General features: G+C 39.4%; 8 protein-coding genes. All 8 read left to right on the plus strand.

Annotation, left to right across the window (positions count from 1 at the left end; genetic code table 11):
* Positions 1–436 precede the first annotated feature (436 nt).
* The 8 genes from HDC90_RS13280 to HDC90_RS13315 are packed head-to-tail and all read left to right on the plus strand — an operon-like array spanning position 437 to position 14,004.
* Positions 437–3,430, plus strand: a complete 2,994-nt coding sequence (locus tag HDC90_RS13280) for a SusC/RagA family TonB-linked outer membrane protein (RefSeq protein WP_184467098.1) — start codon at positions 437–439, stop codon at positions 3,428–3,430.
* Positions 3,431–3,447: 17 nt separating this feature from the next.
* Positions 3,448–5,046 (plus strand): RagB/SusD family nutrient uptake outer membrane protein, encoded by a 1,599-nt coding sequence (locus tag HDC90_RS13285; protein WP_184467100.1) that lies wholly within the window; start codon positions 3,448–3,450, stop codon positions 5,044–5,046.
* 14 nt (positions 5,047–5,060) lie between these two features.
* Entirely contained in the window at positions 5,061–5,738 is a 678-nt protein-coding gene (locus tag HDC90_RS13290; protein WP_184467102.1) for a hypothetical protein, read from the plus strand.
* A 10-nt stretch (positions 5,739–5,748) separates the two neighbouring features.
* Positions 5,749–6,789: a DUF5007 domain-containing protein gene (locus tag HDC90_RS13295; RefSeq protein WP_255497642.1), complete on the plus strand. Its 1,041-nt coding sequence runs from the start codon at positions 5,749–5,751 to the stop codon at positions 6,787–6,789.
* A 35-nt stretch (positions 6,790–6,824) separates the two neighbouring features.
* Positions 6,825–9,980, plus strand: coding sequence for a SusC/RagA family TonB-linked outer membrane protein (locus HDC90_RS13300; protein ID WP_184467106.1), 3,156 nt, complete (start codon positions 6,825–6,827; stop codon positions 9,978–9,980).
* A gap of 11 nt (positions 9,981–9,991) precedes the next feature.
* Positions 9,992–11,533: a RagB/SusD family nutrient uptake outer membrane protein gene (locus tag HDC90_RS13305; protein ID WP_184467108.1), complete on the plus strand. Its 1,542-nt coding sequence runs from the start codon at positions 9,992–9,994 to the stop codon at positions 11,531–11,533.
* 11 nt (positions 11,534–11,544) lie between these two features.
* Positions 11,545–12,288, plus strand: a complete 744-nt coding sequence (locus HDC90_RS13310) for a fasciclin domain-containing protein (RefSeq protein WP_184467110.1) — start codon at positions 11,545–11,547, stop codon at positions 12,286–12,288.
* Between the two features lie 30 nt (positions 12,289–12,318).
* A complete protein-coding gene (locus tag HDC90_RS13315; RefSeq protein ID WP_184467112.1) occupies positions 12,319–14,004 on the plus strand; it encodes a DUF5008 domain-containing protein in 1,686 nt (561 codons plus the stop codon).
* The last annotated feature ends 5 nt before the right edge of the window (positions 14,005–14,009 follow it).

The raw sequence follows: 14,009 nt of genomic DNA on the forward strand, positions 1-14,009 counted from the left end.
CGTATAACCCTGTGTAGCTTACTTCTTACGCATTTTTTTAAGCAAACGTTTGCGTTAAGAAAAAAAAAAAAACACCTCCCTTAATATATACCTTGCATTACCAAATATTAATGAGCCGATATTTTATTTTAGTATTACGAGCAAAAAGAATCTTGCCAACTAGCAAGACAATAAATAATAAATAATAAATAAAATAACAAAATACACCTCTAACCAAGGTACTTAACAAACAAGCAAACAAAAACTAATCATTCTTATGCAATATAGGTTGCTTAAGAATTAATATTAATCAACTCTAAACCACATTCCATGATCAAAAATTTTACTTTTTGTCTAGTGGCATTGCTATGCCCAAAAATCCCAAATCGAAGTAACTTCTTAGCGGCATTTTAACAATCGAATTACTTTTTAACAAAAAACTTAATTAAACAATAAAATGGTTAAAATTTACACAAGCATTTGTTTTGCCTTGTTTTTATCTGTTTTTGGATTTCAATCTTCATATGCCAATGGGGCATTGATTAAGAGGATCAACAGCAGCTATTCTGCCTTTCAGCAAGATACCTCAAAATCTAAGAAAGATTTATCCGCTAATGTTGTAAAAACAGATACAATCGGGCAGATGATAAGGGCGTTGCAAAAATTTAAAACAGTGCGCGATACGGTGAACATCCGTTCGTCGGCACCAGTTCCAAACCTGTCGTTACAGCAGATTATTAAAGGCAATTTGGCTGGGGTTTATGTTCAGGAACCGAACGGAGAACCTGGAACCGAGCAAAGTATGATTATACAAGGTACATCGGGCTTACTGTTTAATAAAAAAGATATTTACGCTTTACAGCCAGCTATCTACTTAAACGGGGTGCCTTTGGTGGCTGATAACCCGTTTGCCTTCGATGTGCAGAAATATGATTACAACAGGATTGGCCCTGCAACTAATTTACTCTCACAAATAAATATTAATAACATACAGTCGATTACGGTAATTAAAGATCCATTCGAACTGGCTAAGTTGGGTCCTAATGCAGCTAACGGAGCAATTTATATTACCACCAAAAATGCCAGGGCTGGTCTTAGAGATATTAGCCTTAACGCCTATTTTGGCTATGTAACCGCTCCAAAGGTAAATACCATTAATGGGGTTTACGAAAATAATTTCAGAAGCCAGTTTTATAAAAAATATAACCCTACCGGCAGTCCGGCTTCTTATTTACGAGATTCTACCAATGTGGCCTATTTCGGTCCCTCAAACTGGACAGATTTGTATTATCAGAATACCCCGACTTTTTCTGCTGATTTAGGGATTACCGGAGGTACAGAAAGGGCAAATTTCAGATTTTTTGGTTCGGGAACCAAAAATGCCGGAAATGCAGATAATACCAGTATTGACCGCTATAATTTGTTTTTCGGTATCAATATGGCTCCTTTTAAATGGCTTACTGTGTCGAGTACAGTAAATACTGCCCGTTTAGATCGTACCAGAAACAAAAGTTTACGTGATCGTTTTGCAGAAACACGTTATATACCCGATTTAAGTAGTCCGCTTTCTCCAAACGCGGAATCGTACGCCACATATTTAATTCAAAATGATAGAAATGTAGATAACAACCGTTCTACAGTATTAAATGGAAACCTGACCTTAAGTGCGAAGGTGAATAAATTTGTAATCTCTACTACAGGTTTGTTTAATTACAACGAGGGGATCAGGGATTATTTTGTACCATCAACCTTGCTGGCGGGTATCAGTTATATTTCTAACTATTTTGGTTATAGCCAAAGGGTTTCACTCAACAACAGTATTAGCTACAGATATGATATCAATAAAAATCATGCTGTTGATTTTGAAGTTGGACAGAGCTTACAGGGCGATACCTACAAATATAATTATGCAAGAGCCTATAATGGCCCGAATGATTATGTTAAACTGACTTTTGTGGATGGTAATCCAACCAAGGATGGAGCTGATAATCCGGATTACCTCAACGTACTATCTAACGGCGATTTTTATGTATTCAGGTATATAGATAAGGAGCGTAATAATTTAATGTCGTTTTATGGATCGGCAAAATATGCTTATAAAAGCCTGTTTACTTTTAGTGCCTTATTGAGAAGAGATGGTACCTCTAATGGACAGCCAGATAGCCGATGGGTTACTACTCCGGCATTTAATGCCAACTGGAACTTAAAAGAACAGTTTTTAAAAGGTAACAGCGTAATTGATGCATTACATTTAAGTGCAGGCTGGGGAAGAACTTTAAGGGTTTTCCAGGATGATCGGTTTGCTGCAGGACCACAGTACCGTTCAGAAAATGGATGGGAAGAAGAACCCACTATTCCGGGTTATGGAGGGCTATTAGGTATTAACCGTCCATACAATAGTGGTTTTATTGGCTATAATCTCAGCCTGCCCTATGCCGATCGCACGAGTGTAACTTTAGACGTATCGTTTTTAAACAGTCGCATCAATGCTGCGGTAACAGCTTATAACCGTGAAGATAAAAACAGCGTAATCGGATTACCTGTAGCCGTTGAAACAGGTTATTCTACCCAATATAAATCGGGGATGGATATCAATAACAAAGGAGTAGAATTTTTGGTTAGCGGTGCGGTGCTGCAACAACACAATGGTTTAACCTGGAATACCGGACTAAACATAAGCTATAACAAAAATAAACTTTCGGCATTACCAGAGGGCTTAAACGAATTAATTTACCAGAACGACAATAAGTTACAGATAGGTAAATCGGTGGGCAGTTATTGGTTATACACCAACCAGGGTATTTATAACAGCGATGCGGAAGTACCTGCTGGCAGAACTTTTAACGGAATTCCATTAAAAGCCGGCGATCCTAAATGGGTTGATTATAATAATGATAACCGTATCGATAGTAAAGACAAGGTATTAACCGGAGATAGGTTGCCAAAATTTTTAGGTGGCTGGAACAATACCATAGCTTACAAAAACTTCGATTTAAACTTCAATTTTATTTTTGCTGCGGGACAAAAGGCCATTAACCAATATGAGGCAACCCGTTACGGTTTTGTGAACCGCGAGGCTGGAAACGATATTAATTCGGTTAAAGAAGTTTCTTCATGGCAATCTTTCGATAACGAGAAAAACTACCCGGTATATAATCCATGGAGCCCGGTAGATGCTTACCGTACCGATCAGGATCTGTTTTTAGAAAGTGCTTCTTATGTGAAATTAAGATCGGTTACCCTGGGTTACGATTTTAGTAAAACAGGTTTATTCAAAAAAGCCGGCGGAAAAATCAGAAAAGCTTATTTATATGCTACAGCTTTAAACGTATTTACACTGACCGATTTTTCGGGTGTTGATCCAGAACTGATCAATTACAATGGAATATACGACGGTGCCAATATCACCATCCCACGAACATTTGTTTTAGGCCTCAAACTCGATTTATAAAATATACCATTATTGATATGAAATATTCTAATTATAAAATTAGTATCTACAGGTCGGTCAGCCTAGTGCTAATACTAACTGTGGTTGGTATGGGCAATTTCTCCTGTAAGAAAATTGATGATGTACAATCAACAAGATTAGCTACTGAAGAAAGTAACTGGAAAACGCTGGAAGATGCCCGCGCAAACTTACTTTCGGTATATGGCCTGATGCGTTCGGCTACCGTTTCTGATAACACCCATTGGTTAATGGGCGATTTACGCCAGGGCGATTTTCAGATCACCAACCGGGCAGATCTTAAATCTATTGTTACGGGACAGTTAAATGCGCAATATCCTGTAATTAACAGAATTACCAACTGGCGCAGGTTTTATGCTGTAGTTAATGCTGCGAGTTTATTTATCGAGCGCTCTAAGCAGATTATCCCGTTAGATTCCCGTTATACTCAGATAAACAATAATGTAGATGTTGCACAGGCCAGAATATTAAGGGCTTTTGCTTATTTCTATATGGTAAGAATCTGGGGAGATGTGCCTTTGTTAACCTCATCGCACGATGGCGATTTTGTACAGTTGCCAAGAACCACTAAAGAAAAAGTTTTACAGTTTGCCACGGCCGAACTATTGGCTGCGGCACAGGTAGTACCTTTTAAATATGGTGGTGATGACCCTATTTTACCTGGCCTTTATTATGGTGCTGGCTGGGCAAGCTGGAACGGAAACATTTTTACCCGCTTATCGGCCTATATTATTTTGGCCCACATTGCAGCTTGGCAGGGCAATTACCTGGATGCGGCCACTTATTCAAAATTTGTGTTGGATAACTATACCAAATCTAATGGAAGTGGCTCGAACGGAATTGTTTACTTGGATATGGATGCCCTTACCGAGAACGTAAATTATTATAGTCCATTTGCTTTTAAACGCGCAACGGTGCTGGTTGGTTTTCCTTTTGAGGCAGGTAATGGTCTATCAACCGCAAACGGCCACATTGAGCAATTAACCCTGGCATCGCCCTTTATCCCTAAAACACAGCCCGAAATGTTTGTACCAAAGGATAGTATTCTTAAAATATTTACCGATCCTGGAGATTTAAGGTTTAGCATTAACCCTTTAACCGGATTATACCGGACAAATTATTTTTACAACTTTCCTTCAGAGCAGCCCATTTTTAATAAGATCAAAGTGATTTACACGGCTCAAACTTCTGGTAACTTAACCCTGTTCAGTTCTACCATGCTTTTTAGCCGCATCGAGGAAATTACTTTGCTTAGGGCCGAGGCTTGTGCCGTATTGGGTCAGCGTGATGAAGCCATTTCGGCACTGAACAAAGCAGCCAATTTAAGAGGAACGGTTACTTATAACCCTGCATCAGGTAAAGATTTGGTTGATGCCATTTTTGAAGAACGCAGAAGGGAGTTAATGGGTGAAGGCTGGAGATGGTACGACATCGTACGTTACAACAGGCTTAAAAATGCTACCGGTACCTTCATTAAGAAAAATGGTCAATCACTTACATTCACGCAGTTTGAGCGTGCTGGAGGTATTTACTGGCCGGTATCTCAAGATGTAATCAATGCAAATCCATCGGTTACCCAAAACCCATACTGGCAATAATCAATCAGAAGATCATGAAAAAGAAATTATATAATAAGTACAGCCTATTGTTGCTAATAGCCGTAATGGGTATTTATTTAAGCGGCTGCAAAAAAAACGATTCTCCTTATTACGATTATACCAATACGGTACAAACATTTAAGGGAACCGCAGTGGATTATTTAAAATCGAAGCCCAACACTTTTGATTCCCTGCTTTTGGTATTGGACCGTTTCCCTTTTTTGAAGGATTCTTTAACCAATCAGAAAGTAACCCTGTTTGCACCAGTAAACGAAAATTTTGCTGCATCGGTTAAATATTTAAATCAAACGAGAAAAGCGGAAGGAAAAGCACCTATTTATTTAAGTACTGCAGATCCGTTGGAACTGGCATTTATGCTTTCGAAATATATTATAAGGGGAAACTTAACATCCGCTGCCTATGCCAGTACGGTTGATGGCATTTCGGTAACAACTGTAGCTTCTAATTATCCTATGCATGTTAAAGCCCTACAGGCAAATGCATCAGGTTTTGTAGGTGGAGGTGCCACAACACTCGAATACAGTGATATGTACGGCTCAACCATTAGGCTCAACTGGGTAACCACCAATACCAACGCCATTAACATCAAAACCAATAATGCAACCATAAACATTTTAACCCCGCTGCACAATTTTGGGTTTGATGAATTTACATACAGATTAGACCAATAGCCTTATGAAGATGAAAACTAAAAAATACTTTCTTAGTGTAGCTATAATCCTATCAGGCATGATGCTCGTATTGGTATCGTGTAAGAAAAATTTACCGGATAATAGATTGTCTATCGCTAACGATAGCCAGTACACACAATATTTATATCAGCCTACTTTGGGTAGAAATACCTTATTTACCAACAATTTTGCCTATGGTAACTCGAGCAGGCCTTTGGATTTTAAAATTGTGAATATGCGCACCTTTGGTGGCGAGCCTGCTCCTGAACTTACCAAACTGTATCCTGTTAAGGTATGGAAAACGGCTTATGATGGTACTGAAAAATCGCTGGCCGAAATTGAGGCCAAACGTGTAATCGAAAACCATCCGTTGTTTGAAGTACGTCCGCATTCCGGTGAGTTTTTAATGTGGGCAGAAGCCAATTCCAACATGATTAAAGCACAACCAGATTCGGGTTATGTTTTTGATGTCGAAATGTCGAATACTGGTGGAAGGAAATATTTCCAGAATTTCCGCCTTAGCCCGTTGCGAGAACGCCCTTACGAGCCTTCACCATTAGATCCCATAACCGGACAGGGAACATCAACCTCGGTTAGCCCTGCTGGTTTATTTATTACCGGTACAAGAACCAATCAGTTCTTATCATCGAGCGATGTAGCCGTGGTGTTTAACAAACTGCCAAAAGGATTGCCGGGCTATTCCGGGCATAGCATCAGTTTCAAATTTATAGATACACTGGCACAAGCCATCGATCCAAATAAGTTCGCTTTAACCGATTGGGGCAATTTGGTACATGGTTTCAATATGGTAAAAGATGGAACCAAAGTGAAGTTTGATGTGGCTTATCCCATCCCTTTAACCGCATACCCTACAAAATATACCACAACAGATGGTGCTGCGGCAAGGGTAGTGTTTAGGTTCGACAGGCAGGCTTTTGGTGCAGTTTTACTCCACTGTTATATCGCCTTAAATTTCAAGATTTACGAGGAGGGGGATTGGGAAATTATCTTTCAGTTCAAGAACGACAAACCAAAATTTGATAACGACTGATGAAACAAACTAAATCCAAACAAAACATATTTCCAATGAAGTATTTTTACAGCATAGTAATTTTATTGATTTTTGGTTTGCATAATCTCGCCCTGGCACAACAGCAAATTGCAGTTACAGGTACAGTTTACGATGGCGAATCGAAAAAGAAAGAAACCATGCCCGGCGTAAGCATTTTAAGTGCTGGTAGGGTTTTGGGCCAAACCGATGGTGATGGACATTACAGGGTTACTGTAGCATCAAATGCAGAAATTACCTTTAAATATTTAAGTTATGTTACACAAACCGTTAAGGTAAATGGAAGAACTACCATTAACCTTACTTTACAGGGCGATAATGCTACCCTTAAAGAAGTTACTGTTACTGCAGGTTATCAGACCAAAACCAGAACTTTATCTACAGGTTCTACCGTAAGCATCTCGGGTAAAGATATTCAGGGGCAGCCTGCAAGTGATATTATGTCACTTTTACAAGGTAAAGTCGCCGGTCTTAACATTCAGAATAATACCGGTGCACCTGGTTTTAGAGGGTCTATTACCCTGCGTGGTATTTCTAATATCAACGTATCAGGTTCTGGAAGTTCGAGTTTCTTAACCCCAACTTCGCCATTGTTTGTAATTGATGGTGTACCTGTTGATGACAATACCAATTATTCGTACGGTTTTCAACAGGCAGGTCCAGGTGTATCACCTATCTCACAGATCCCGCCAGAGGATATTGAAGACATTACCACGTTGAAAGATGCTGCAGCTACCTCGTTATACGGATCGAGAGGAGCTTATGGGGTTATTTTAGTAACCACCAAGCGCGGTAATTCTAAAATTCCGGTAGTGCGTTATACAGGTGCATCCTTTTTTTCAATGGTTCCTCAATTGCGCAGTGTTATTGGAGGTAAAGGCGAACGGATGTTGCGGATCAATCAGATTCTGCAAAATGATACCAGTTATAATCACGCGATAGATTTGGTCAATTATAATCCCATTTTAGCTGATAGTCTGAATGCTTACTTTAATAACTCTACCGATTGGCAATCTTATTTTTACAGGAATACTTTCAATCAAACCCATAATGTAAGCATTTCGGGCGGTGATGTAGCATTTAACTATAAAGTAGGTTTAGGGGCTTATGATGAAACCGGAATCCAGGAGAATACGGGGTATTCGAGGTATAACCTTAACATGAATATGCAATACAATCCTACACCTAAATTTAAGTTATATGGTCAGTTGCAAAATTCAATCCAAAAACAACAGGTTGGCAGTGGTAATGGTTTCTTAAATAGTGGTTTAGCCACAACAGGACAGGCCTCAAGCCTATTGCCTTCACCATCGCTTTTCTCTTCTCAAAGTGGGGTGTTGGCACAGTTACAAACCGATAACGATAATAAATCATTACAAACTTTTGCAACCATCAATGCAGAATATGAACTTTTTAAGAATTTTAGGATAGCTACTTTCTTAAATTATACCAATAGCACCGGTACTAAAGACAATTTTTCACCGGCAGCGTTAAACGGAAATCAATCCAAATATTATACGTATAACGATCGGGCAACCAAGTTGTACAACCGTAACCAGTTCTCTTATGTATACGGTTTAAAAGATGCAGCTGGGGAAGATTCTCATACGTTTAACTTATTTGCCTTTACTGAGATCAACTCGAGCTTTTTTAAAGCCGATGCTATTTTGAACGAAAGAGGAGTTAACGATCAATTAAGAGGACCTTTAACCAATATGACCGATTACCTGACCTCTCTGGGCGGAACTATTGATTATAACGATGCCCGGAGTGTAGCTTTTGCAGGTGCATTTTCTTATAACTACAAACAAAAATATGTATTGGATTTTAACTATCGTTTAGATGCCAATTCGGCCAATGGCGAAAATGCCCGCTATGTTGCCAATCCATCCATTGCATTAAAGTGGAACTTTAACAAAGAAAAGTTTTTGCAAAATGTAAAATGGGTTGATTATGCCGATATCCGTTTAAGTTATGGTTCTAACATACAGCCTGTAGGTGGGGTTTTTGATGCCTATGGTAAATATGTAGGAGGAAACCGTTATAATAATGCCAATTCTATCATATTGGATCTAAAAAGGTTGCCAAATTTAGATTTACAGCCTACAAGGGCAACCACTTATAATGCTGGCGTTGATTTTAGCTTGTTCCAAAACCGTTTTTCATTCGTTTTTGATACCTATTACAAACAAAATGATAATATTTTCAGATACAAGGATATTTCAAGTGCCAATTCATTCGAAACGGTTGCATCTAACGAAATCAGTAATGTAAACTACGGATGGGAATTTCAAGCAACCGCTCGCCCATTAAACCCTACAAGTCCATTTAAGTGGACCATATCAGGAAACTTGGCCATCAACAGAGAAATTTTGGCACAATTGCCTGATAATTTAAGAGATCTTATTTATTATGATAAAGCCTTAGGTCAGGATACTTATTATCGCTTAGGTACCAACTCCTTATCTAACTACCTATACAACACAAAGGGAGTTTATTCTACCAATGCCCAGGTTCCGGTTGATCCAAATACAGGTTTGCCTTACCGCGTAGGAGGTACCGGTCGTTTGAATTATTTTAGGGCAGGTGATCCTATTTTTACCGATCTGGATGGAAATTATGTACTTGATGGTAATGATAGGGTGATTGCCGGTAATTCACAGCCGCAGATAACAGGAGGTTTTTACTCCTACCTGCAATGGAAAAACTGGAGTATAGAGGTGAACACTTCCTTTACCCTGGTTCGTGATATTATTAATAACCCATTAGGTAAGCAATTACAGAACTATAGTAATTTTCAGTTCGCGAGTTTGGTGCCGCTTGACCAGCTGAACTACTGGAGTGCACCTGGCCAGAATGCCACTTATGCCAATCCTTTAGATTTTGTCCGTGCACGTATTATTGATCCTTTCAGGTTAAACCAAACGGCATTTCAGGAAGATGGCTCTTACTTTAAGTTAAACTCGATTAAAGTGTATTACATCTTTGATAAGAAATTTACCAGCAGGTTCGGGATGAACAGGGTAAGTATTAATGCTACTGCCGCAAATCTTGGCTTTATTACACGCTACTCTGGGCCAAATCCTGAAAATGTGACCAGCTTGGGTAGAGATGACTCAGGAGGTTATCCTTCGCCAAAGCAGTTTACATTAGGTTTAAACATTGAGTTTTAAAAATTAGACAGATGAAAAATACAACATACATAATTCTGATTGCTGCACTGGTTTTTACTGCCCTTGGCTGCAAAAAATTTCTGAATGTAACACCAATTGAGGCTCAGAGTGGGAATAACTTTTGGAAAACCCGTGAAGATGTAGAGGGATTTACCAATGGAATTTACTCTCGGTTAAAATCAAAAGTGGCAGGTACACCAACCTTCTTTAACAATGATGACCGGGCATTCTTCCCGGCATTAGAAATGAGGGGCAATAAGGTTGCCATAGGAAGCTTAAGTAACGATGGCGCTAATACTTTTCTTGCCCTTACAAGCAATAACATGAAATTCCTCATTGCCAGTTCCGGTCGGTTTAATGGCATGATGAAAAACATCATGAGCTGGAAAGAATGGTACGATGTAGTTGCTGCGGCCAACATCCTATACTTCGAAGTTGACAAAGTGCCTTCATCAAGTTTATCTGATGCCGATAAAAAACGCTATAAAGCAGAGGCCGTATTTTTGCGCAACCTCAGCTACATGTTTATCTGTAAATTGTTCGGTGATGCCATTTATTATACAGATGCTTATCACAGTACTCCACAGGGCAGAACCCCGCAAGTAACCGTATTGAACAAGTGTATCGAAGATATGACTGTAGCAAAAAATGATCTGCCTACTTTCTATAACGATGCCACATCTAACGGTTTCAGGCCTACAAGAGCATCGGCAGTTGCACTGTTAATGCATTTAAACATGTGGGCTGCAGCATGGGATACCGGGGTGAAAACCAAATATTACGATGCGGTAAAAACATTGTCCACAGAACTGGATACTTACAGTAATTATAAGATACTGCCCATTACTCCAGCCAATACCCTTAAAATTTTTAAAGGAAGAAGTTCTGAAAACCTGTTCGGTATTTTACAGGATTTTAACTATGGAGAAGGATTTTCTTTACCTGCAAGTTTATCGTATTACTTGTCGCATTACCCATATCAGGGCAATGTAACCAAAACGCAAAGTTCTATAGCTTATTCAACCGATTATATCCGTAAACTTTATCCTCCGGGATCTCCAGATGCAAGGATAACCACCTGGTTTGAAAACTATGATGCTCAGGGCGGAGCGTTTCAGTTTAAAAAATTCGCAAATATTTATTCAACCGGATCGGGCAGCGCAATATCCATCACGAGTGATGATAGTGCCATCATTTTCAGGTTACCTGACTGCTATTTGTTAACTGCTGAAGCACTTGCAGAGCTTGGCGACGAAAGTGGAGCAAGAGATTTTGCAAACAGGGTAACTGTAGCCGCCAATGCTCCACTGATTACGCAAAGCGGGCAGGATTTAAAAGATGAAATATATAAAGAAAGATGCAGGGAGCTAATTGGCGAAGGACAGTTCTTTTTCGATCTGGTAAGAACAAAACGGGTGTTGAATTCTGATTTCACCAACGCACCTATATCGGTAGCTAACCTAAATGCAGGTGCCTGGACATGGCCACTTACCATTACTACTGCCGAGCGCAGTGCAAACCCAGGTTTAATTGGTAATAATTTTTGGAACTAATAGATATGATGATGAAAAAGAATTATAAAACACTGCTGTTTTTAATAGTCTGCGTATTATCGGTTTTAACCGGCTGTAAAAAATACTATATAGAAACAGGGGTACATGAAGCAAAATATAATGGCAATATTATGCAGTACATGGAAGAAAAGAAGCCGTTTTTCGATTCAACCCTAACCGTAATCAAATTAGCTGGCCTGGCCGATGTGATCAGCAAAGAGAACATCACATTTTTTGCACCGCCTAGCGGGTCGATATTTAAATCTGTTAAGGGTTTAAATATTAGGTTGAGAGCAGCTGGTAAAGATACCGTTTCTCAATTATCGCAAATAAAACCTGAAGTATGGAAGAATATATTATCACAATATATATTTAAAGGTAGTAACCGCTTAAAAGATTATCCTCAGCGCGATACTTTATCTTACCTCGCTTTTCCTGGTCAGGGTTATACCTCTTATAGCGGCAGGATTATGAATATTGGGGTGATTTTTAATGATGCAGTGGTGTATAGTGATAAAGGCGAAGAACTTTCGCGGGTAGCTTATGCAGGTTACCGCCAGTTGTACCTGGCTTATATTCCCGATCTGTCCAACCCTCAGGTGGCATTAGTGAATATTCCGATTGCTACTTCAGATATTCAGCCCACCAATGGCGTTTTGCATGTGCTCACCAAGATCAGGCATAATTTCGGGTTTAACACCAATGTTTTTATCGAGCAGGCCATATCCGCGGGTATTAATCCACCAACAAAATAGCTCTATTATCTCATTCATAAATTGAATAAAATGTTAACTAACATAAAATATAAATTTAAGCTGATTTTGTTCTGGGCAATATGCTTAACAACAGCTTTAATTTCTTGCAAAAAGGAAAAGGGCCTGGGCGAAGATCCTTATGCTGGAGGTAAGAAACCATTAGATCTCACTTTCGTTTCCAAAACAATCGAACCGGATGTAGTAAATGCCGGAGATGTTTTAACAGTAAGGGTAAAAGGCCTGAGTAAATACATTAACGATTTTAAAGTATATGTAAATGAAATAGAAGCGGAAGTGGTTACTGCATCTACCAACGATAGTACCTTAACTTTCAAAGTTCCGTTAACAGCCAGTACGGGCAGTATGTGGATTACTTCACAGGGGCAAAGCTTTTTCGGACCGATTGTTAAAGTTGGTGGTAAAGTGAGTGTTGACGCCAGCTGGAAAGTGATTAACGGCGCAACAAATAACAGTAACAATGGCTTTAGCCTTAGTACCATATACGATATTGAGGCTTTACCTGGTGGCAACTATTTTCTGGGGGGTGCCTTTAACGACTTTGAATTAAATGGAACTGAAAAACTGCCTATTGGTGGTATCGCGCAGATTTTAGGCAATGGCGCTTATTCTACGAGCGGCGTTAATTTTGGAAAAGGAGCAGGTGGTGCCGATAAATCGATCTATTCTATTACCCGCATCCCAACCGGATCACAAGCGGGTAAATACATCATTGGTGGTAGTTTTACCAGCTTTAACTCTACACGCATCAACCGCCAGACTTTGAATAATGTGGCCCGCTTAAATAGCAATGGAACATTAGATAGTCTGATCCTCAGGAATGTAATTAATCCTAAACCTCAGGAAACCTATAAAAATGGCGATACCGTTTCAGCCTTTAATGCGGGTGTTGACGGGTTTGTTAGAAAAACCTTTGTATTTAATGAGCAGGTTTACCTTGTGGGTAACTTTAATAACTACAAGCGTATGTATTTACCAAACTCCAGTTATGACGAAAAAGTGTACGATTATACACGGATGCGCCAGGTGGTAAGGGTAAATATGGATGGTACGATGGATTCTACTTTCCATTATAACAAATCGACCCGTCAAAGTGCAATAGGCGCTAACGGCGTAATTTTAGATGCCATGATGCAGAATGATGGAAAGCTGATCTTGGTGGGTACATTTAGTACTTTTAATGGCATACAGGCCAACAGAATTGTAAGATTAAACCTTGATGGCAGTGTAGATAACAGCTTTAATGCAGGTTCTGGTGCCAATAGCGACATTATCTCAATCAGGTATAACGCTAACACGAATAAAATCGTAATAGGAGGTACTTTTACCAGTTTTAATGGTAAACCGGCTTCTGGTATTAACCTGTTAAATGCTGATGGCTCTAATGTAACAACCTTTACCGGTCAGCCCATTACCGGGGGTATTACCAATTTTGTGGGTCAGCTTAACAATGGGAAAATTATTGTAAGCGGTTCCTTTAATAAATATGGCGACTACCTGCGCCAGGGTTTTATGGTGTTAGAAGCCAATGGCCAGCTAGCTGTAGGATATAACAATACCGGTGGTTTTCAGGGCGCAATTTACGATATGGTAGAAACTTCAACCGCCACGGGTTCGCAGGTAATTTTTGTGGGCGATATCCTTCGTTTTAATGGTGTCTTACCACACAATATCATGCGCCTAAATTTTGCTAATTGATCAAT

It is taken from the genome of Pedobacter sp. AK013 (assembly GCF_014205835.1).
Classification (GTDB): domain Bacteria; phylum Bacteroidota; class Bacteroidia; order Sphingobacteriales; family Sphingobacteriaceae; genus Pedobacter.

Excerpts from the sequence above, each read along its gene's own strand:
- HDC90_RS13280 (WP_184467098.1), top strand. The coding sequence starts at position 437 with ATGGTTAAAATTTACACAAGCATTTGTTTTGCCTTGTTTTTATCTGTT.
- HDC90_RS13285 (WP_184467100.1), top strand. The coding sequence starts at position 3,448 with ATGAAATATTCTAATTATAAAATTAGTATCTACAGGTCGGTCAGCCTA.
- HDC90_RS13290 (WP_184467102.1), top strand. The coding sequence starts at position 5,061 with ATGAAAAAGAAATTATATAATAAGTACAGCCTATTGTTGCTAATAGCC.
- HDC90_RS13295 (WP_255497642.1), top strand. The coding sequence starts at position 5,749 with ATGAAAACTAAAAAATACTTTCTTAGTGTAGCTATAATCCTATCAGGC.
- HDC90_RS13300 (WP_184467106.1), top strand. The coding sequence starts at position 6,825 with ATGAAGTATTTTTACAGCATAGTAATTTTATTGATTTTTGGTTTGCAT.
- HDC90_RS13305 (WP_184467108.1), top strand. The coding sequence starts at position 9,992 with ATGAAAAATACAACATACATAATTCTGATTGCTGCACTGGTTTTTACT.
- HDC90_RS13310 (WP_184467110.1), top strand. The coding sequence starts at position 11,545 with ATGAAAAAGAATTATAAAACACTGCTGTTTTTAATAGTCTGCGTATTA.
- HDC90_RS13315 (WP_184467112.1), top strand. The coding sequence starts at position 12,319 with ATGTTAACTAACATAAAATATAAATTTAAGCTGATTTTGTTCTGGGCA.